This is a genomic window from Vibrio sp. 2033, from assembly GCF_033339735.1.
In genome coordinates this window covers 91,472-113,226 of sequence record NZ_JAWOVC010000004.1, presented here as the reverse complement: position 1 = coordinate 113,226, position 21,755 = coordinate 91,472, and the positions used below count along the sequence as shown (strand labels likewise).

At 45.6% G+C, this 21,755-nt stretch carries 22 protein-coding genes; 12 read left to right on the top strand and 10 right to left on the bottom strand.

The genetic code is table 11. The features are described 5' to 3' along the window. Positions 1-3: 3 nt before the first annotated feature. A complete protein-coding gene (locus tag R7P74_RS08105) occupies positions 4-552 on the bottom strand; it encodes a phosphatase PAP2 family protein (protein ID WP_318122794.1) in 549 nt (182 codons plus the stop codon). 152 nt (positions 553-704) lie between these two features. Further along, positions 705-1,502, bottom strand: coding sequence for an SH3 domain-containing protein (locus R7P74_RS08100; RefSeq protein WP_225473410.1), 798 nt, complete (start codon positions 1,500-1,502; stop codon positions 705-707). Positions 1,503-2,021: 519 nt separating this feature from the next. Here R7P74_RS08100 and leuA point away from each other — a divergent pair. From leuA to R7P74_RS08075, 5 genes are all read left to right on the top strand, one after another. Further along, positions 2,022-3,569 (top strand): 2-isopropylmalate synthase, encoded by a 1,548-nt coding sequence (gene leuA / locus R7P74_RS08095; protein WP_005379685.1) that lies wholly within the window; start codon positions 2,022-2,024, stop codon positions 3,567-3,569. A gap of 82 nt (positions 3,570-3,651) precedes the next feature. After that, positions 3,652-4,743, top strand: coding sequence for a 3-isopropylmalate dehydrogenase (gene leuB / locus R7P74_RS08090; protein WP_225473408.1), 1,092 nt, complete (start codon positions 3,652-3,654; stop codon positions 4,741-4,743). Positions 4,744-4,853: 110 nt separating this feature from the next. Continuing rightward, the gene (gene leuC, locus R7P74_RS08085) at positions 4,854-6,254 is read left to right on the top strand and encodes a 3-isopropylmalate dehydratase large subunit (protein ID WP_005379681.1); all 1,401 of its coding nucleotides are present in this window, start codon (positions 4,854-4,856) and stop codon (positions 6,252-6,254) included. An 11-nt stretch (positions 6,255-6,265) separates the two neighbouring features. Next, positions 6,266-6,868 carry a 3-isopropylmalate dehydratase small subunit gene (gene leuD / locus R7P74_RS08080; RefSeq protein WP_318122793.1) on the top strand — a complete coding sequence of 201 codons (603 nt, stop codon included), beginning with the start codon at positions 6,266-6,268 and terminating at the stop codon, positions 6,866-6,868. Between the two features lie 335 nt (positions 6,869-7,203). Further along, positions 7,204-7,986, top strand: a complete 783-nt coding sequence (locus R7P74_RS08075; RefSeq protein ID WP_170893667.1) for a DUF547 domain-containing protein — start codon at positions 7,204-7,206, stop codon at positions 7,984-7,986. A gap of 142 nt (positions 7,987-8,128) precedes the next feature. On the opposite strand, the gene djlA is transcribed toward R7P74_RS08075, so the two are convergent. Beyond that, a complete protein-coding gene (gene djlA / locus R7P74_RS08070; protein WP_005383076.1) occupies positions 8,129-8,983 on the bottom strand; it encodes a co-chaperone DjlA in 855 nt (284 codons plus the stop codon). Positions 8,984-9,249: 266 nt separating this feature from the next. On the opposite strand from djlA, the gene lptD reads away from it, so the two are divergent. The 6 genes from lptD to apaH all read left to right on the top strand — a co-directional run bounded on the left by lptD (position 9,250) and on the right by apaH (position 16,010). Further along, positions 9,250-11,595, top strand: coding sequence for an LPS assembly protein LptD (gene lptD / locus R7P74_RS08065; protein ID WP_005379673.1), 2,346 nt, complete (start codon positions 9,250-9,252; stop codon positions 11,593-11,595). Between the two features lie 59 nt (positions 11,596-11,654). Beyond that, positions 11,655-12,938, top strand: coding sequence for a peptidylprolyl isomerase SurA (gene surA / locus R7P74_RS08060; protein ID WP_005379672.1), 1,284 nt, complete (start codon positions 11,655-11,657; stop codon positions 12,936-12,938). Then, complete coding sequence (gene pdxA, locus R7P74_RS08055; RefSeq protein WP_005383085.1) at positions 12,928-13,926, top strand: 4-hydroxythreonine-4-phosphate dehydrogenase PdxA; 999 nt, start codon at positions 12,928-12,930, stop codon at positions 13,924-13,926. Before surA ends, pdxA begins: the two co-directional genes overlap by 11 nt. Beyond that, on the top strand, positions 13,923-14,732 hold the full coding sequence (gene rsmA / locus R7P74_RS08050) for a 16S rRNA (adenine(1518)-N(6)/adenine(1519)-N(6))-dimethyltransferase RsmA (RefSeq protein ID WP_005379669.1): 810 nt from the start codon (positions 13,923-13,925) through the stop codon (positions 14,730-14,732). Before pdxA ends, rsmA begins: the two co-directional genes overlap by 4 nt. Before the next feature lie 75 nt (positions 14,733-14,807). Next, entirely contained in the window at positions 14,808-15,188 is a 381-nt protein-coding gene (apaG, locus tag R7P74_RS08045; RefSeq protein ID WP_005379668.1) for a Co2+/Mg2+ efflux protein ApaG, read from the top strand. Positions 15,189-15,203: 15 nt separating this feature from the next. Beyond that, entirely contained in the window at positions 15,204-16,010 is an 807-nt protein-coding gene (apaH, locus tag R7P74_RS08040; protein WP_005383087.1) for a bis(5'-nucleosyl)-tetraphosphatase (symmetrical) ApaH, read from the top strand. A gap of 269 nt (positions 16,011-16,279) precedes the next feature. Here the strand turns inward: apaH and folA are convergent, their stop codons facing one another. The 6 genes from folA to rplU form a co-directional block, all read right to left on the bottom strand. Further along, positions 16,280-16,759: a type 3 dihydrofolate reductase gene (gene folA, locus R7P74_RS08035; protein ID WP_005379666.1), complete on the bottom strand. Its 480-nt coding sequence runs from the start codon at positions 16,757-16,759 to the stop codon at positions 16,280-16,282. 9 nt (positions 16,760-16,768) lie between these two features. Further along, positions 16,769-17,242, bottom strand: coding sequence for a threonine/serine exporter family protein (locus tag R7P74_RS08030; RefSeq protein ID WP_005379665.1), 474 nt, complete (start codon positions 17,240-17,242; stop codon positions 16,769-16,771). Continuing rightward, complete coding sequence (locus tag R7P74_RS08025) at positions 17,242-18,042, bottom strand: threonine/serine exporter family protein (RefSeq protein WP_005379664.1); 801 nt, start codon at positions 18,040-18,042, stop codon at positions 17,242-17,244. Before R7P74_RS08025 ends, R7P74_RS08030 begins: the two co-directional genes overlap by 1 nt. Positions 18,043-18,237: 195 nt before the next feature. Next, entirely contained in the window at positions 18,238-19,410 is a 1,173-nt protein-coding gene (cgtA, locus tag R7P74_RS08020; protein WP_042522432.1) for an Obg family GTPase CgtA, read from the bottom strand. A 212-nt stretch (positions 19,411-19,622) separates the two neighbouring features. Further along, a complete protein-coding gene (gene rpmA / locus R7P74_RS08015) occupies positions 19,623-19,880 on the bottom strand; it encodes a 50S ribosomal protein L27 (RefSeq protein ID WP_005383095.1) in 258 nt (85 codons plus the stop codon). A gap of 20 nt (positions 19,881-19,900) precedes the next feature. After that, entirely contained in the window at positions 19,901-20,212 is a 312-nt protein-coding gene (gene rplU, locus R7P74_RS08010; RefSeq protein WP_005383096.1) for a 50S ribosomal protein L21, read from the bottom strand. Positions 20,213-20,468: 256 nt separating this feature from the next. On the opposite strand from rplU, the gene ispB reads away from it, so the two are divergent. Next, a complete protein-coding gene (ispB, locus tag R7P74_RS08005) occupies positions 20,469-21,440 on the top strand; it encodes an octaprenyl diphosphate synthase (protein ID WP_005383097.1) in 972 nt (323 codons plus the stop codon). Between the two features lie 93 nt (positions 21,441-21,533). Here ispB and R7P74_RS08000 read toward each other — a convergent pair whose 3' ends face one another. Then, on the bottom strand, positions 21,534-21,725 hold the full coding sequence (locus R7P74_RS08000; protein ID WP_005379661.1) for a hypothetical protein: 192 nt from the start codon (positions 21,723-21,725) through the stop codon (positions 21,534-21,536). Between the last annotated feature and the right edge of the window lie 30 nt (positions 21,726-21,755).

Sequence of the window (21,755 nt, the reverse complement as noted above, 5' to 3'; positions counted from 1 at the left end):
CAATTAGCCTCCTAACATCGCAATCGCTAATCCACCACAGAGACTGCCAAGCAGTGCACCAATGATGACATCGGTAAAAAAGTGCACACCCAATAAGATTCGCGCGGTTCCGATTAAACTTGCCCAAAAGAATGCAGCAACGCCTAGGCTCGGATAGAAATGGTCAATCAGCGTCGCCATGACAAACGCAGCGGCAGTGTGTCCTGAAGGAAGACTATAGCGATCAGAGGGGGTAATAAAAGCAGGAAGGAGTGCACTAAGCTCTTCAGGGCGACGACGCTTAAAACTATTTTTCAGCGTCCAATAAATTGGTAGCTCGATAGCAAAAGCAAGTAAACCCGCCAGTAAAAACCAGACTCCTTGCTCCTTATCTAAATACCCAGCTAATAACCCCAACACCAAGTAAAGATGCCCGTCACCACTGTGGGAAACTCCTTTACTGATATTGGCGACTTGTTGATTAAAACGGTGCTTAAGACAAACACTAGAGAGCGCTAAATCAAACTTAGCAATGGTTGCAATTGGCTGTGTAATTGTCTCTATGGTTCGCATGTGACCTTTCCTTACTTTGACAACGCCTTTGTGTGAAAAGTAGGAGGTTTAGGTGACAACAGCATGACGGGAGTTTGGACAATTAATGACAAAGGCCAAATTAAGGTGTGCCCAACAATTTATCTATTGGGCATAACCATAAAAATAGAACATTAAGAACGGTTTGATGGTTGCGGTTGAGGGGTGTCTATATACCAGACTTTTCTCTTCTTGCGGCAGGCGCGCAAAGAGCCTGTCGTAATGTCGCCATCTTTTGTAAGCTCATAGCTCAGTGAGCGGCAAGTATAGTTTCCCGACAGTTCATGCTCTATACTCGTTTTCTCCGTTTTACTCGAGTTAGGCTCTAGTAGAGGGTTAGGCTGAGTAGATAAAATGTCACGATTTATCACATTGCTGCGCGCATAATCCTTATGGACATAACCTTTTATCACTCCTTTCTGTTCAACGAGAAACCAAGGTTGATCAACCACTTTTGCTAGCACATTAAAGACTTCCCCTTTCGATAATACGCCAAGCTTTGCCCCTTCAAGACTCGGTTTGGAGCGTAGGTTTAATGTGGTCTTAGAGCGGTAAGAGACATCCATAAACTCTACTGGGTTTGAGGTATCGACACCTTCAGTGGTTGGTCGGAAAACTTCCGCTTGCTGTTTCTCACTAGGCTGGACACGGATCTTCCACCAAGAATACGTTTCCGGATCTTTACCTTTAAACTTATTTCGGCTGTCAGACTCAAGGGCAACAAGCATCTGATTCAAGAACGATTCGCGTCCTTCATAACTCAAAAATCGATCCATTTGATCATTGATGACCATGACGCTCTGTGAGTGATCATTCATAACAACGGGGGAAGCCACTTCCACATAGGTCTGCGATTGAAACAGCTGACAACCCGACAAGCTGACCAGAGTAAGTACTATGGCTGAACGTCCAAATTGTTTTGTTAACCTCATTCTTTCCCTAACCCTTATATTTCTTTTACCTAGTGCAACTGCACTACTATAAATGGTCATTCAAAACTTTTGCCAAACAATTCGGACCTTTGTGTGACAAGTCGCAATCCCGATGCTTGTTTCGGTAATGAAACGTCGCAAACTTGATGAGAACTTACTTCTTCTAGCACGTTTCTATCGCATCATGTTGTTTCACTTAGTGCATCATTTTTTTCAAGCAAACGAAAAGACTCATCCGATATGAATAAAAAATCGACTTTAGGGTTGACGCGCTTCATGGAGTGCGGTACTAATTTGTTAACTTAATTATGTGGAAAGCTTAACAACTATGTCAGCTCATTTTTCTATCCTGCTTAGCCTCCTCCTGATCGTGACCAGTTCGCGCGGGTAGGCTGTGGAAGAAAAATAACCACACCAATTTCTAAGAACCCGCATGAGAATGCGGGTTTTTTTATATCTAAATACTGGAAGTAAACGATTCACTTGCGCGAAAGTGCAGAAATCAGGAAGGAAGCAAACATGAACGATCAGGTCATTATATTCGACACCACATTGCGTGATGGCGAGCAAGCGTTGTCAGCAAGCTTGACGGTTAAAGAAAAACTGCAGATTGCCTATGCGCTGGAAAGACTCGGCGTTGATGTTATCGAAGCTGGCTTCCCAATCTCTTCACCAGGTGATTTCGAGTCTGTACAAACCATCGCAAAAAACATAAAAAACAGTCGAGTTTGTGCCCTTTCGCGTGCCGTTGCGAAAGACATTGATGCTGCCGCTGAAGCATTAAAAGTGGCTGACCAATTCCGTATCCACACGTTTTTAGCCACTTCCACCATTCACGTAGAAGACAAACTACGCCGCAGCTACGACGATGTACTAGAAATGGCAGTCAACGCCGTTAAACATGCACGTAACTACACTGATGATGTCGAGTTTTCTTGTGAAGATGCTGGTCGTACTCCAATCGACAACCTATGTCGCATGGTAGAAGCCGCCATCAATGCAGGTGCGAGTACAATCAACATTCCAGATACCGTTGGCTACACCGTACCAAGTGAGTTTGGTGGGATTATTGAAACTCTATTTAACCGCGTTCCGAACATTGATAAAGCGATCATCTCCGTTCACTGTCACGACGATTTGGGGATGTCAGTTGCCAACTCTATTGCCGCCGTTCAAGCTGGCGCACGTCAGATAGAAGGCACGATCAATGGCATTGGAGAGCGAGCGGGTAACTGTTCACTTGAAGAGATCGCAATGATCATCAAGACTCGTCAAGAGTTTTTGGGCGTTCACACTGGCATTAAGCATGATGAAATTCACCGCACCAGTAAGTTGGTTAGCCAGCTATGCAATATGCCTATTCAAAGCAACAAAGCAATTGTGGGTGCAAATGCGTTTAGCCACTCTTCAGGCATCCACCAAGATGGCATGTTGAAGAATAAGAATACCTACGAAATCATGACCCCTGAGTCTATTGGCCTAAAAAACCAAGCTCTGAACCTAACCAGCCGCAGCGGTCGCGCTGCCGTGAAGAGCCATATGGACACCATGGGTTACAACGAAGACGAGTACAACCTAGACGCACTGTATGCGGATTTCTTGAAACTTGCTGACCGCAAAGGCCAAGTGTTCGATTACGACCTAGAAGCCCTAATGCACTTCTCGAACTTGCGTGAAGAAGATGACTTCTACAAATTGAGCTACCTAAGCGTGCAGTCTGGCAGCGTAATGGCTACCACCAGCATCAAAATGCAATGCGGTGATGAAGAAATGTGTGAAGCAGCGGTCGGTAATGGCCCAGTTGATGCGCTATACCAATGTATCTACCGCGTGACAGGCTACGACATCGTTCTGGATAAATTCGACCTAACCGCGAAAGGTGAAGGTGAAGATGGTTTGGGTCAAGCAGACATCATTGCCAACTACAAAGGTCGCAAATACCACGGTACGGGTGTTTCCACCGACATCGTTGAGGCTTCCGGCCAAGCATTATTGCACGTTATTAACAGCATTCATCGTGCAGATAAAATCGAAGAAATGAAGCAGAAAAAGATTGCGACTGTGTAATAACAACCGGGCTACACGGCTCAGGAAAGAACACGCTCGTTGAAATAATTAAGCTCAAAATTAGAAAACTTAAAGGATTAACATGACAGACAAATCGTACAAAATTGCCGTCCTACCCGGTGACGGCATTGGCCCGGAAGTAATGGCGCAGGCACATAAAGTATTGGATGCAATCGAAAAGAAACATGGTATTGCGTTTGAGCGTGACGAGCATGATGTAGGTGGTATCGCGATCGACAATCACGGTTGTCCACTTCCAGAGAGCACAATAAAAGCATGTGAAGAGTCTGATGCAGTCCTATTCGGCTCGGTTGGCGGCCCTAAGTGGGAGCACTTACCACCAAACGACCAACCTGAACGCGGTGCCCTACTTCCACTACGCAAACACTTCCAACTGTTCTGTAACTTACGTCCAGCGCAAATTCACTCAGGTCTTGAAGCTTTCTCACCGCTACGTGCAGACATCTCGGGTCGCGGCTTTGACATCGTGGTAGTCCGTGAACTGACGGGTGGTATCTACTTCGGCCAACCGAAAGGTCGTGAAGGTGAAGGCGCAACAGAAAAAGCATTTGATACTGAGGTGTACCACCGCTTTGAGATCGAACGTATTGCAAAAATCGCTTTTGAGTCTGCTCGTCTACGTCGCAAGAAAGTGTGCTCTATCGACAAAGCGAACGTTCTACAAAGCTCTATTTTATGGCGTGAAGTAGTCGAAGAAATCGCAAAAGACTACCCAGATGTCGAGTTGTCACACATGTACATTGATAACGCGACTATGCAGCTTATCAAAGACCCTGCTCAGTTCGACGTAATGCTGTGTTCAAACATCTTCGGCGACATCATTTCTGATGAATGCGCGATGATCACAGGCTCTATGGGTATGTTGCCATCAGCAAGTCTAAACGAAAGCAAATTCGGTCTGTACGAGCCAGCAGGCGGCAGTGCACCAGATATCGCAGGTAAGAACATCGCTAACCCTGTGGCACAAATCCTATCTGCTGCACTGATGCTGCGTTATAGCCTAGGTGAGGAAACAGCGGCACAAGACATCGAAACGGCAGTTTCAAAAGCACTATCAGCGGGTGAGCTAACGGGTGACCTTGCTGGTGACAACCCTGCACTTTCGACGCCTGAGATGGGCGATAAGATCGCTGAGTACATCTTAAACTCTTAATACAAAACAGATTCATAATAAATACTAAATCCTCTATCCACCAATGACTTACCTCTAAGTCATTGGTGCTAAAACAAAGCAACAAGGATAACGAGGAAAGGAAGCAAACAATGGGCAAAACATTATACGAAAAAGTCTACGACGCACACGTTGCCGTCGCAGCAGAAGGGGAAAACCCAATCTTGTACATCGACCGTCACTTGGTACATGAAGTGACGTCTCCGCAAGCATTTGACGGCTTGCGTGAAAAAGGTCGTAAAGTGCGTCAGGTCAGCAAAACTTTTGCCACCATGGACCACAACGTTTCGACAACCACCAAAGACATCAACGCATCGGGTGAGATGGCTCGTATCCAGATGGAAACGCTATCGAAAAACTGTGAAGAGTTTGGCGTTACGCTTTACGACATCAACCACAAATACCAAGGTATTGTGCATGTTATGGGCCCAGAGCTTGGTATTACCCTACCGGGCATGACCATTGTTTGTGGTGACTCACACACTGCTACACACGGTGCATTCGGCTCGCTAGCTTTTGGTATTGGTACATCTGAAGTTGAGCACGTATTAGCAACTCAAACGCTAAAACAAGCGCGCGCCAAAACGATGAAGATCGAAGTAAAAGGCAAAGTGGCTCCGGGTATCACGGCGAAAGATATCGTGCTAGCAATCATCGGTGAAACGACAGCAGCTGGCGGTACAGGCTACGTGGTTGAATTCTGTGGTGAAGCGATCACTGACCTTTCAATGGAAGGCCGCATGACCGTATGTAACATGGCGATAGAGCTAGGTGCGAAAGCCGGTTTGATTGCGCCAGATGAAACCACGTTCGAATACATCAAAGGCCGTAAATTCTCACCTCAAGGTGCCGACTTTGATGCAGCAGTAGAATACTGGAAGACATTAAAAACTGACGATGATGCTCAGTTTGATGCAGTCGTGACGCTAAACGCAGCAGACATTAAACCACAAGTCACTTGGGGTACTAACCCAGGCCAAGTGATCGCGGTAGATCAACCTATCCCAGCACCAGAAAGCTTTGCCGACCCAGTAGAAAAGGCATCGGCAGAAAAAGCATTGGCTTACATGGGCCTAGAGGCAGGCAAGTCATTGTCTGATTACAACGTCGATAAAGTCTTCGTTGGTTCTTGTACTAACTCACGTATCGAAGACATGCGCGCAGCCGCTGAAGTAGCGAAAGGTCGCAAAGTCGCGCCTCACGTTCAAGCGCTAATCGTTCCTGGCTCTGAGCAAGTAAAAGCGCAAGCTGAAGCGGAAGGCTTGGACGTTATCTTTAAAGAAGCGGGCTTTGAGTGGCGCCTACCAGGTTGCTCGATGTGTCTAGCAATGAACAATGACCGTTTGGGTCCACATGAACGTTGTGCGTCTACTTCAAACCGTAACTTTGAAGGCCGCCAAGGTCGTGATGGCCGTACCCACCTAGTGAGCCCTGCGATGGCAGCGGCAGCAGCAATTGCTGGTCACTTTGTAGATATTCGTGAACTAGACTAAGGAGCAAACCAATGTCAAGCTTTAAACAACACACAGGCTTAGTTGTTCCTCTAGATGCAGCGAACGTTGATACTGATGCCATCATTCCAAAGCAGTTCCTACAAAAGGTCTCTCGCCTAGGCTTCGGTAAGCACCTATTCCATGACTGGCGCTTCCTAGACGATGCTGGCGAACAACCGAACCCAGAGTTCGTGATGAACGCACCTCGCTACCAAGGCGCTTCTATCTTGCTGGCTCGTGAGAACTTCGGCTGTGGCTCATCTCGTGAGCACGCACCGTGGGCACTAGCGGATTACGGCATAAAAGCGATGATCGCACCAAGCTTTGCCGATATCTTTTACGGCAACTCGATCAACAACCAAATGGTGCCAGTTCGTTTGACTGAACAAGAAGTGGATGAAATCTTCCAGTTTGTTGAGGCAAATGAAGGTGCAGAAGTCGAGGTCGACCTAGAAGCGAATGTCGTTCGTGCCAACGGCAAAGAATATGGTTTTGAAATCGATTCGTTCCGTCGTCATTGCTTGCTAAACGGTTTGGACAACATTGGTCTAACCCTTCAACACGAAGATAAGATTGCCGAGTACGAAGCGAATATTCCAAGCTTCTTGCGTTAAGACGCGTTAGTAAATACACAAATCAAGGGCTGGCAATTGTCGGCCCTTTTAATGTTTTGGGTAACTGTTCTCATATCGCTTTGCTTACAGAATACCGAACGCCTCTGTTGAAATTCGTCATCCTGAACAGCGACGAAGGAGTGTGATTCAGGATCGACTGCCAGAGCGCACTGTGCAGATTCATACTGTCTTTACTCAAGAGTTTGTGGGTATTAGATTCCTGATATCGCTTATGCTCCTCAGAATGACGGCGAATAAAGACCACTGATTACTGAAAGAAAACAAGCACTAAACTGGTCTACACTATCAACAATATCTCATTCAAAGGTATCTCTATGAAGCGTCTGTTATTGCTGTTGTGTGCTCTGGTTTCTTTCTCGACATTTTCCGCTCCAAAATCCGACTTATGGCCATATTGGAAACAATCGAATCAAGCCAACCAAACCCAAATTTCTCATCAAGAATGGCAACAACTACTCGATACTTATTTAGTTGAACAAGGCGAGAATACCTTGTTTCGTTATAGCCAAGTCTCCTCTGTCGATAAAACCAAGCTGAAACAATACATCCAGCGTTTGGCAAAACTAGACCCTCTACAATACAGCCAAGCAGAGCAATATGCCTATTGGGTAAACCTTTACAACGCCATCACGGTAGATCTTATTTTGGATAACTATCCAGTCGAATCAATCACCAAGCTAGGTGGTTTATTTAGCTTTGGTCCTTGGGGAGACGATGTGGTCGTGGTCAACGGGAAGGATCTAACTTTAAACGATATTGAACATCGAATTTTGCGTCCAATTTGGAATGACCCAAGAACGCATTACGCGGTTAACTGTGCCAGCCTAGGATGCCCTAACCTACAAGCTCAAGCATTCACTGCTGACAACACGCAAGCTCTACTGGATAGTGCCGCCAAAACATTTATCAACAGCAGCAAAGGCGTATCTATCCAAGGTAACACGGCACAGCTGTCTTCTATTTATGATTGGTTTGCAACGGACTTTGGTGGAGAAAAACAAATCTTCAAACACATCGCAAAGTACGCACCGCAATACAAAAACTTCTCTGGCAAAGTGAAATACGAATACGATTGGGACTTGAATCAAGCCAACTAAACTGGGGGGATGTGAGGTCAATTAGCATTAGGGACATAATAGGCCAAAAGCTAAAGACACCGGCAACTCAAAGACTAAGACATAAAAAAAAGGGCACTGAGTGCCCTTTTTTACATCCAAATGTTTGATAGAAAACGTCCGACTACTTAAAGCCTTTAACCTTCTTAATAAGATCGTAAGCGTTTTGAATCTCTTGAGATTTCTCTTTCGCGACGTTCATCATCTCTGGTGGTAAACCTTTAGCCATCAATTTGTCCGGGTGATGCTCGTTCATCAGTTTACGATAAGCACGCTTAACGGTTTTACTGTCTGCATCTGAAGACACATCCAGAATTTTGTACGCGTCGGCCAACTGATCCGCTTGTGAAGCTTGTTGCCAGCTACCACCTGAAGATTGGCCTTGATGCTGACCATGAAAACCGCCCTGGCTTTGGAAACGAAATGCGGCTTCTTGCATTTGCAAACGACGCTCTAATTGCTCAGAAGAGAAACCCAAACCACGTGCAATCTTGTGTAGTACATTTCGTTCACTCGGGTGGATCGAGCCATCTGCAAAGGCCGCCGAGATTTGCAGCTCTAAGAAAAATTGCAACAAGTCAAAGCGACCAGCTGTCGAAATTTTCACACGAACAAGAACATCTTCTAACGGAAAGTCGCTGTCTTTACCTTCACGAAACGCGTCTTGCGCTGCGCGACGCTGTTCGCCATGCAAATTCATGCGGTCCATCATGGCTGAAGCCAGTTGGATTTCCTCTTTGGTGACTTGGCCTTTCGCTTTTGCCACATGTCCCATTACCGCAAACGCCGCTTTAAAAAACTCTTCTTGGCGCTGAGCTTGACTTGGCCCTTTTCCAAAGCCGCCAGTAGAGAACCCGGCTTGACTCAAGCGACGTGCTTTATCGAATTGATGGCCAATAAATAAGCCAAAGAGTAAACCTAGCGGCCCGCCAAGTAACAAGCCAAAAAAGGCACCCAGAATTTTGCCAAAAATATGCATTATGTGTTCTCTATCAATGAATTTTTATCGACGACGGCGGTCTTATAGTGCCGGATGCAACGATTTCCTTTATGATAATGGAATTAGTTTTATTTCGGCTAGGCCATTTCGCCTGCTTATCTTTGCAGCTATTTTGTCGTCATTATGCCACAGTGAATCAATACGCTGGGATAAATGCGACTATAGTTGATTCATTTGGCTATTACGCTAGGGTACAACAAGCCCTATAGCCATCGAGTAGTAGTGACACAGGAAAGTTCAATTCAATGCAACATTTCTCCCGCACATTTTTAGCGGCCTCTATCAGCACCGCCTTGTTTGTACCCACCACTCAAGCTGAAGCGAATATCCATGATAGTGTGCAGGAAATGCCCGCCACAGATCAATGTTTGGTCGATACAAGTGGCGAGGAGGACGCTCTTAATACCCCAGTAGTGGTAGAAGCTGACACCCTGCAAGCCATCAATGGTGACAAAGCTCAGTACTCAGGTAATGTACAAGTCACCCAAGGCCAGAAGAAAATTACCGCAGATAGCGTAACGCTGCACCAACAAGACAACGTCGTGGTTGCCGAAGGCAACGTGACTTTCAATGACGGCCAAGTCAAAGCTCGATCTGATCGTGTTACTAACGACATTAATCAAGATACGTTTTCACTTGAGAACACCGATTATCAGTTCCTTTGCCAACAAGGCCGAGGCACTGCGGCCTATATCGCCCGCACAGGTCAGTCGGTTTATGAACTCGAAGACGGCTCTATCACATCGTGCCCTCAAGGCGATAATTCATGGCGATTGGTTGCGTCAGGCATCGATGTTGACCAAGATGAAGAGACAGCGACGCTGCACCATCCTCGATTTGAAGTGTTAGATGTGCCTGTTTTCTATGTGCCGTATCTAACCATGCCAATTGGAGATACGCGCAAAACGGGTTTCCTCTTCCCTTCTTTATCGTACGGTTCTAGTGATGGTATGGAAGTCGAGGTGCCATTCTATTGGAACATCGCGCCTCAATATGACATGACACTCACCACGCTCTACATGCAGCAACGTGGTACAAAACTCGATACTGACTTCCGCTACCTAACAGATGGTTGGGGAAATGGAGAAATCAAAGGCGAATACCTCAATAGTGATCGCAAATATCAGGACGAGTCTCGTTGGGGCTACCAAGTTAAACACGACGGTATCATCAATAAACAGTGGATAGTCAAAGTCGATTACTCAAAAGTGAGTGATATTGATTACTTCCTCGATCTCGACTCCGACATTGGTAACCGTGAAGATGGTCAACTGGTTCAAGAAGGACAAGTACAATATCGTTCTGACTTCTGGGATGCCTCGTTAACCGTTCGTGACTTCCAAATCTTATTGAAAGAAGAGAACCGCCCTTATCGCCTGCTTCCTCAGTTAGACTTGAACTACTACACGCCGTTGTGGGGAGACTACCTTAACTTTGACGTGAAGAGCCAAGTCAGCCGCTTCGATACCAGCGATGCTGCGCGACCAAATGCGACCCGTGTTCACATTGAACCAGGGCTTACATTACCGCTCTCAAACTCATGGGCAACGTGGACAACAGAAGCGCGCGTGCTCTCTACGTATTACTCTCAAGACTTAACGGGTTTGACAGATGTAAACTTGCAAAACCAGTTGGATGATGAAGTTTCTCGTGTTATTCCTGAGTTCCGTACGCATGCGCAACTTTACTTAGAACGAGATACAAGCTGGATCAAGGGCTACACCCAAACACTGGAGCCTCAGCTGCAGTACTTGTACGTACCTGAAGAAGATCAAACCAACATCTACAACTACGATACCACCTTGCTACAAACCGACTACTACGGGCTATTCCGCAGTCGTAAGTACAGTGGCATTGATAAAATCGCCTCGGCGAACCAGTTAAGCTACGGTGCGAGTACTCGCTTCTTTGATGATGACTATAAAGAGCGTCTTAACGTTTCATTTGGTCAGATTTACTACTTCGATAAAAAGACCAAACTGAGCAACAGCCCAAATCTTCCGGATGAGACCACCAATTACTCATCATGGGCGATTGAAGCTGATTTCAACTACAACGATTACTTGTTCTATCACGGTGGAATTCAATACGATATTGATTTGAGCTCCATGCAGTTGGCAAACAGTACCTTGGAATACCAATTCAACGGCGGCTTTATTCAGGGTAACTATCGCTACGTTACACGTGAATACATCGAAGATACGATCATTCTCGAAAACCTAGACACAATTACTCGTAAAGGTATTTCTCAAGCAGGTATTGTAGCGGCCTACGAGTTCAACCCGAACTGGTCTGCGAGTGGTCAATACTACTACGACCTCAATGAAAATGCGGACCTAGAATGGTTAGCGAGCCTACGTTACCAATCTGACTGTTGGTACATTGGCGTCACTTACTCAAACCAATTGCTTGGTTGGGAAGACCAAGCTATAGGCAGCACCGGGGCATCACCTGAATACGAAAATAACTTCAGCGTTAACTTCGGTATTCAAGGCTTTGCGACCAACCAGCGTGAAGACACTGCTGTCAAAGAACTGGATGGTTCTGACAACGCGATTAAGTACGGCCGCCCATTCTATCTGAACAATTAATCAAAATAGGCGTCTTAAATGAATAAGACGCCTATTCAAAAATACTGACGGAATTTTAAATGAAAATTTGGAAATCAATCTTATTCACGACCCTACTCTCTTGCGGAGCGGTTGCAGCACCAGTAGAGATCGATAAGGTTGCGGTCATCGTGAACGACGGTGTAGTTCTACAAAGCGACATCGAAACAGCGATGAAAACGCTGCAAGCCAACGCTCGTCAAAGTGGAAAGAGCTTACCTTCTACCAGCGTGTTAAAAGAACAAGTCGTTGAAAAACTTATCATTGATACGTTGCAAGGCCAAGAAGCAGACCGTATTGGTGTGCGTATTGACGACAACCGTTTAAACCAAGCGATTGCAGAGATCGCACGTAATAATGAGCAATCGGTAGAACAACTCGCTGCTTCTGTAGAAAGTGAAGGTTTAAGTTACCCAGAATTCCGCGAACAAATTCGTAAGGAAATCGCCGCATCAGAAGCTCGCAATGCACTGGTTCGTCGCCGTATTAATATCCTTCCAGCAGAGGTCGATAGCCTTGCTGAGCAACTATCACAAGAAACCAATGCGACTGTTCAATACAAAATTGGACACATTCAACTGCGCTTCTCTGACGATAAAGAAAAGTCAGCTGTAGAAGCAGAAGCTAAAGCGCTCGCGAAAAAGCTAAACGAAGGTGCAGACTTTACGGAGATGGCCTACACCTACTCAAAAGGTCCTAAAGCTTTACAAGGTGGTGACTGGGGCTGGATGCGTAAAGAAGAGATGCCAACCATCTTTGCTGATCAGATCAAGATGCAAAACAAAGGCAGCATTATTGGTCCTTTCCGTAGTGGCGTTGGTTTCCACATCCTAAAAATAGAGGATGTAAAAGGCCTAGAAACGGTTGCGGTAACGGAAGTAAATGCGCGTCATATTTTGATTAAACCAACCGTGATTCTGAGCGACGAAGGGGCGAAGAAGCAACTGAATGAATTTGTACGCCGCATCAAAGCCGGTGAAGCAACGTTCGCTCAATTGGCAACACAATACAGTCAAGATCCTGGCTCGGCAGCACAAGACGGTGAACTAGGTTATCAAACACCAGATCTTTACGTGCCAGAATTTAAGCACCAAGTAGAAACTCTGCCAGTTGGCTCAATCAGCGAACCGTTCAAAACCGTTCACGGCTGGCATATCGTTGAAGTGTTGGATCGTCGCCAAGTTGACCGCACTGACTCAGCGATGAAGAACAAAGCTTACCGTATTCTATTTAATCGTAAATTTAATGAAGAAGCGGGCGCATGGATGCAAGAGCTACGCGCAAGTGCGTTTGTTGAAATCGTGGATGACAACAATGACAACTAATACAATTCGTAGAATTGTCGTAACCGCAGGGGAACCTGCGGGTATCGGCCCAGACTTAGTGCTTGCCCTATCGAAAGAAGATTGGGCGCACCAAATTGTCGTCTGTGCCGATAAGAATATGCTGACGGAGCGAGCCAAGCAGCTTGGCATCGAAGTCCAACTGTCTGATTACAATCCAGAAGAAGCACCTAAAGCACAAAAAGCGGGCACGCTTATCGTTGACCATATCCAAATATCGGAACCTGCGGTCGCAGGCGAGCTCAATGAAGCGAATGGCCACTATGTACTAAAAACGCTAGAAAGAGCGGCTTTAGGCTGTATGAATGATGAATTTGATGCTATTGTCACCGGCCCTGTTCATAAGGGGGTGATTAATCGCGCAGGTGTTGCATTCAGTGGTCATACTGAATTTTTCGCCGAGAAGTCACAAACGCCGCTAGTCGTAATGATGCTAGCAACGGAAGGACTGCGCGTGGCGCTGGTTACAACACATATTCCTTTAGCTTATGTGTCCAAAGCTGTCACCGAAGAGCGATTAGAAAAAATCATCGATATTCTTCATAAAGACCTTGTAGAAAAGTTTGCTATCGCACAACCAAACATCTACGTTTGCGGGCTTAACCCTCATGCTGGCGAAGATGGCTGCTTAGGTCGTGAAGAGATCGAGACCATCACTCCGACACTGGAAAAAATTCGACAAGAAAAAGGTATCAACCTGATCGGCCCTCTGCCGGCTGATACCATTTTCAATGAAAAATATTTAAATGATGCTGATGCTGTTTTAGGCATGTACCATGATCAAGTGTTGCCAGTATTAAAATACAAAGGCTTTGGTCGTTCAGTAAACATTACTCTTGGTCTACCTTTTATTAGAACATCGGTGGACCACGGTACTGCATTAGATCTGGCAGGGACAGGTCAAGCGGATACAGGGAGTTTCCGAACAGCGCTCACGCATGCGATAGATTTGGTAGAGAAGAAACAATGAGAAATGATGTCCATTTAGGACACAAAGCGCGTAAACGTTTTGGTCAAAACTTCCTGAACGATCCATACATTATTGATGGAATCGTATCAGCGATTAACCCAAAACCAGGTCAAAACCTGGTTGAAATCGGTCCTGGTCTTGGTGCAATCACTGAGCCAGTAGGTCGTGAAGTAGATAAGTTCACAGTTATCGAATTAGACCGCGATCTGGCGGAACGCCTACGTACTCACCCTGAACTGGCAGATAAGTTGACCATCCATGAGGGTGACGCTATGCGTTTTGACTTCACTCAACTAGTGAAGCCAAACAACAAGCTGCGCATTTTTGGTAACTTGCCATACAACATCTCTACACCATTGATGTTCCACCTTTTTGAGTTCCATAAAGACATTCAAGACATGCACTTTATGCTGCAAAAAGAAGTGGTAAACCGCTTAGCCGCCGGCCCTGGCAGCAAAGCTTACGGCCGTTTGACGGTAATGGCTCAGTACTACTGTAAAGTGGTACCAGTACTGGAAGTACCGCCAACGGCATTCGTTCCACCACCGAAAGTGGATTCTGCCGTTGTTCGTTTAGTGCCTTACGAAGAGCTGCCATGCCCGGCGAAAGATCTGCGTTTGCTCGATCGCGTTTGTCGTGAAGGCTTTAACCAACGTCGTAAAACAGTTCGTAACTGCTACAAATCGTTGTTAAGCACAGAAGTACTAGAAGAGCTAGGTGTTAATCCAAGCATGCGTCCAGAGAACCTGACGCTAGAACAATTCGTCGCAATGGCGAACTGGCTTGCGGATAACCCGCAGCACTAAGAACTCAAACAATGAGCCAAACCCTTGTAGGTTTGGCTTATTATTATTGGGATATTACGTTTCTGAGGAGTGCACATGGACGTCATTCAACCTTGCATCAAAATTCAAGTTCACACCAAATACATCGAAGAACAGTCCAACCCAGAGCTACAACGCTACGTTTTCGCTTATATCATCACCATCAAAAACCTTAGCCAACAAACCGTACAGTTAGTGAGCCGCCGCTGGCTAATCACAGACTCGAATGGCAAGCAAATGACGGTTGAAGGTGACGGAGTTGTAGGCCAGCAGCCCTTTATTCCAAGCAATGATGAATACACGTACAGTAGCGGAACCGCGTTAGAAACCCCTGTCGGCGTTATGCAAGGACACTACAAAATGCTGGATGAGAAAGGGCAAGAGTTCATCACCGAAATTGAACCATTTCGCTTGGCTGTTCCAAATGTTTTAAATTAGTAAATTGGAGATTCAGTGGCTACCTATATTGTTGGTGACATCCAAGGCTGTTTTGATGAATTGCAGCGACTACTAGAAAAAGTATCTTTCTCTGCGAAAAAAGACCAACTTTGGCTTGCTGGTGATTTGGTCGCCAGAGGGCCTAAATCATTAGAAACGTTACGCTTTGTGAAGTCACTTGGCGCAAGCGCAATCGTCGTGCTTGGTAATCACGACCTTCACCTTCTTGCAGTGGCTCACGGGATAAAAAAGGTCAAAGACAAAGATAGAACCGCACCTATTTTCACGGCCCCTGACAAAGAGGAACTACTGACATGGCTAGCTCAGCAACCTCTAATGGCCGAGCATGACGAGTTCGTGATGTGTCACGCTGGCATATCACCGCAGTGGAATCTAAAAACAGCGAGAAAGTGTGCCCGTGAAGTTGAGCGCATCATCCAAAGTGAAGAGCTGCCTTGGCTATTAAAAAACATGTACAGCAATCAACCTGATTCCTGGGATGACTATCTACAGGGTTTGGACCGATACCGTTATATTATCAATGCTTTTACGCGGATGCGCTTTTGTTTCCCTGATGGTCGTTTGGATATGGATTGTAAATTGCCACCGCAACAAGTTTCCGGTAACGAACTTATTCCATGGTTTGAGGTGCCTAAACGTATCCACTTAAACAAAGCGGTGCTCTTTGGGCACTGGGCTGCACTGCAAGGTTATATGAACAGCGAAGTCATCGGGCTAGATACTGGCTGTGTTTGGGGCGGAAGCCTAACCATGATCCGTTGGGAAGATAAGAAAATTTTTACTCAGGATGCGTTAAGTTAAACACTGAATAACAGTCGATAATCCATAGTAGGAGGAATACCTGTCACTTAACACCTCCTGTAGGGTCATTCCAACGAGCCTTAACGAGACTAGAAATCTAATATCCTCGCGCTGCGAATAGATAGAAATACCTTTGACAACAAAGTACTCGTATAGAGGCTCCTGAATCTCGCTCTTTCGTCGCTTTTCAGGATGACGGTAGGTTGGGATGGCCGCTCGCTGTTATACGAACGGCATTACCGTATTAACTACGCGGTGTTAATCTCGAATTACTTTTCTAACACAGTAAAGCGCATGTTGTAGGCGTTCTTCTCATCGGCTTGATACATTTCTGAGTAAGTTTCCTTAAACTCGTCTCCCCAATCTGGGAACTGAGTATCACCATCAATGGCCGCTTCAATGTGTGTTACATACAGTTTATTGGCCATAGGCAGACAAGTGGTGTAAATCGCACCACCACCAATGATCATCACTTCTTCCACATCACCTGCGACTTCCAGAGCCTGCTCAATCGATGTTACGGTAGTGACACCTTCGATCTTTAGTGTCTCATCACGGCTAATAACAATATTCAAGCGACCAGGTAAAGGGCGACCAATAGACTCATAGGTTTTGCGTCCCATCACAACCGGTTTTCCCATGGTACAACGCTTAAACCAAGCGAAATCGGCGGGAAGGTGCCAAGGCATTTGATTGTCTTTGCCAATGATGCGATTGTCGGCCATCGCGGCAATCATACTAATGATCATGTTAGGTCCTTATACAATAGGTCTGCGGCGATAGAATAACAGCCCTGGAACCGCAAGACCAACTGCTAAACCTGCAATAATAAACATGGCCTTAAGAAAGTTTTCCATACAGGTTGCAACAAGCTCGGGTGAGTAGCCAACATGATTGATCTCTACCATAGCGATCATTGCTTTGTAAGCAAACACACCCGGCACCATCGGGATCAAAGCAGCCACAGTAAACACTTTTGGATGCGCGAGAAAACGGTGAGACCAGTACACACCAATCATCCCAACTAACGTCGCAGCAAAAAAGGTTGCCCACTCAATAGGAATGCCAAACTGCATCATCAAGTAGCGGCTACCATGACCAATCGCGCCACCAACAGCGCAATACACTAAAGCTCTTTGTGGCACGTTAAAAACCAATGCAAATCCTACGGCGGGAATCGCCGCAAAAAACATGTCATTCAACAGGCCAAACATCAAATCAAATAAACTCATTAGATTGCCCACCCCCAAATTCCAGTTACACTCATCGCAGCAACGATCCCCAAACATGTCGCCAACGTTAGTAAACTAGCCATCACAAATCGAGCAATCCCCATATTAATGTGGCCTTTCAACATATCTGCGACAGAGTTAATGAGTGGGAAACCAGGTACAAGCATTAATACCGACGATGCCATTGCTACGGTAGGTAGATTACCGATTTGGTAAATTTCCGCCTGTGCTGAAATTAAGGTAGTCACAAAAGCGGTCGCAGCAAAGTTCAATAGAGGGTTGAAATGACGATGACCAATTTCTTGGCGAACGATCATGCCACCAGCTGAAGCTAAAAAGGTCATGATGAAGACTCCCCAATCACCACCAGCTAGATGACTGAATGCCGCACAAGACAAGCCAATCATAAACACCACCAACCAGCGGTTATAACGCTCTGGACTGATAGCGTTCAGCTTTTTCTGCGCCATGGTTGAATCGAGCAAACCACGTTCCATCATGATACAGATTCGTTGAATTTGCGTAATAACGCGCATATTGATGCCACGATCAGCGCAGCTTCGGGTGGTGGTGATGCAATGCCCATCCATTACCGTCGTCACAACCAATGCATTAGCTGATAGTGCTACCGCAACTTCATTCACCCCACAAGCAAGGCCAATACGACGCATAATATCGCTCACAAGAGTACTTTCAGCACCATGAGCAAGTAGCATTTGTCCGGCTTGGGCGACAAGACGAGAAATCGATCGTTGAGTAGATACCGCCAACTCTCTAGGCGGTATGGTTTCTAGAGTCATAAATAAGTCTAATTCCTTTTAGGGTGTTACTCATTCATACGCGCGAGGGCCAAACTAACCCTCAAAAAACACGACGTATCGGTTATTGTGCCGTAAATCACATCACCTAAATATGATTTAGATACAAAAAAAGCCGCAATAAATAATTGCGGCTTAATGAATTATAGGCAAACAGGCATTGTTTGACCGTTCTGATTAGTCACGAACGTAGACAACGTGACCGTCATCTTCTTCATCGTCCCAGTCATCCCAATCGTCGTCATCTTCAGTGATAACGTCTTTACCCGCCATCGCATCTTTATGGTAATCATCCCACATGAAGTTAACTTTATCTTCTTCAGCCACTTCTTCCTCTTCGCGAGGTAGGTTATCCATAAAGTCAGCCAGTTTGTAACAAAGCTCTTTAGTACCGTTACGATTGATCGCCGAGATCTTAAAGTACTCGTCTTCCCAACCTAGTGCGTCTAAGATTTCTTGGATCTTCTCATTCGCTTCTTCTTCAGGCATTAGATCAACTTTGTTGAACACTAACCAGCGCGGCTTACTTGCCAGTTTTTCGCTGTATTGTTCTAATTCATCAATGATCGTCAATGCATTTTGCACCGGATCGGACTGATCAATTGGCATAATATCGATCATGTGCAGCAACACTCGACAACGCTCTAAGTGCTTCAAGAATCGAATACCAAGGCCAGCGCCATCTGCTGCACCCTCGATCAAACCAGGGATGTCTGCAACAACAAAACTTTTCTCTGGTACGACACTTACGACACCCAAGCTTGGGATCAACGTCGTGAATGGGTAATCAGCGACTTTCGGTTTTGCTGCTGATACTGCGCGGATAAAGGTTGATTTACCAGCATTAGGTAGACCAAGCATACCCACATCAGCAAGAAGCAATAGCTCAAGGCGAATTTCGCGTACTTCACCCTTTGTACCCAATGTTCTCTGACGAGGCGCGCGGTTTACTGAAGATTTGAAACGCGTGTTACCTAGACCGTGCCAACCGCCTTTTGCGATCATCACTTTCTTACCGTGTTCAGCAACTTCCGCCACGATTTCATTTGTGTGGATATCCACAGCGCGCGTACCCACAGGTACACGAAGAACGATGTCTTTACCACGCTTACCTGTACAGTTACCACCGCGACCGTTTTCACCACGCTCAGCTTCGTAGAAGCGCTGGAAACGGTAATCAATCAGGGTATTTAGGTTTTCATCGGCTTGGATATAAACATCACCACCGTCACCGCCATCACCGCCATCAGGGCCACCTTTAGTGATGAATTTTTCACGCCAGAAACTGACAACACCACTACCGCCATCACCAGCCTGAACTTTTACTACCGCTTCATCTACGAACTTCATCTTTTACTCCGACTACTTCGTGCGTGGATTAAATCTTACTATGTCATCCGACAATTTTAGCAGATGACAGATCTAAGCTCCCAGATTCAAATCGCTTAGGATCTTAGCGAGAAACTTCGATATGTCGACTGCCACAAATAAAAAACCCCGCCGATTCGGCAGGGCTTTTGAATTCAGCTTAAAGCTATTAAGTAATTTGGTTAAAAACCTAATTACTCAGCTTCGATGCTTACAAACTTACGGTTCTTAGGACCTTTCACTTCGAACTTCACTTTACCTTCAGTAAGAGCGAATAGAGTGTGGTCTTTACCGATACCTACGTTGTTACCAGCGTGGAACTTAGTACCACGTTGACGAACGATGATGTTACCTGCAAGTACAGATTCACCACCGAAACGCTTAACACCTAGACGTTTGCTTTCTGAATCGCGGCCGTTACGAGTAGAACCACCAGCTTTTTTGTGTGCCATTGTTAAACTCTCCTAATAGATTAAGCGTTGATACCAGTGATCTTCACTTCAGTGAACCACTGACGGTGACCCTGTTGCTTACGAGAGTGCTTACGACGACGGAACTTAACGATTTTAACTTTATCGCCACGACCGTGTTGTACAACTTCAGCAACAATTTTGCCGCCCTCTACAAGAGGAGCACCAACTTTGATGTCTTCGCCGTTAGCAACAAGAAGAACTTTATCAAATTCTACAGTTGCACCAGTTTCAACGTCTAATTTCTCTAAACGAAGAGTTTGACCTTCGCTTACACGGTGTTGTTTACCACCAGATTGGAAAACAGCGTACATATTTTACTCCGCTTTTTCCGCACAGCCTTTCTTGAGGGTGTGCGCTAAACTAATCATCAATAGGGCGCAGATTCTACAGAATAGATGCTCCTATGACAAGCCATATTTTGAAAAAATTGGCGAAAAGCTAATCGCCAAAGAAAAGTGCGGCAATCATGCCCTTTAGTAATGTATTAATCAACGTTTTTTAGTGTATTATTCGACAATTATATAAATCGAATAAGCCTTGCAGGGTCTAACTTCAGCCGGATATACGATGGATTTTAAAACTATCCAAGCGCTTACTGCCGATGACATGGCAAAAGTGAATGAAACAATTCAAGCCCAACTTAATTCTGATGTCTCTTTAATCAACCAGCTCGGTTTTTATATCGTGAGTGGTGGAGGCAAACGTCTAAGACCGCTTTTAGCGATACTGTCAGCCCGTGCACTTGGTTACCAAGGCAATGGTCATACAATGGCAGCTGCGTTTATTGAGTTCATCCATACAGCGACTTTGCTGCATGATGACGTGGTAGATGAATCAGACATGCGCCGTGGTAAAGCCACTGCGAATGCAGCATTTGGCAATGCGGCTAGCGTATTAGTTGGGGACTTTATCTATACACGCTCATTTCAGATGATGACGGAACTAGGATCCATGAAGATCCTTAAACTAATGAGCAATGCCGTAAACGTGATCGCCGAAGGTGAAGTACAGCAGTTGATGAACTGTAACGACCCTGACACGACAGAAGAAAGCTACATGCAAGTCATCTACTCTAAGACTGCGCGCTTATTTGAATCCGCAACTCAAATCGGTGCAATCTTAAATGATGCTCCTGAGCATGTGGAAATCGCAATGCAAAATTACGGTAAGTATCTAGGCACTGCGTTTCAGCTCATTGATGACGTCATGGATTACACTTCTGATGGCGAAGACATGGGTAAAAATGTGGGTGATGACTTGGCCGAAGGCAAGCCAACTTTACCTCTGCTCCATGCTATGCGTAATACCACACCAGAAAACGCCATCATGATTCGTGAAGCGATTGAGAAAGCGAATGGCATGGATCGCTTAGAAGAAATTCTTGCGGTCATGAAAGAAGCAGGCTCTCTGGAATACACAACGCAAAAAGCTCTAGAAGAAGCAGACAAAGCAATCGCAGAACTATCAGTGTTGCCAGAGTCTGAATACAAACAAGCGCTTGTTACTCTGGCTCATGTCGCAGTACAACGCACGAAGTAATCAATAGCTACCCATAACGCAAGACTTATAGCAAAAAGGAAGAGCATGCTCTTCCTTTTTTACGTTTGATACCTAATGACGACGCCGGAGGCGCTAGTAATATCTGTCACTACCGCCATGCAGTTGTGGATCATCTTCTATTTCATCAAAGCTAACGGCGAGCTGCTGTTCAGTCCCTTGTTTGGACAACAATACTGTCTCTGCTTCATGATCGACCACTAATATCGTACCGACGCCTTGTTGGCACTCAACAACCATGCCTTTACGGATTCGACTCGCTTCCATCATCTTCTCCTTCACTACGTGGTTTTATTC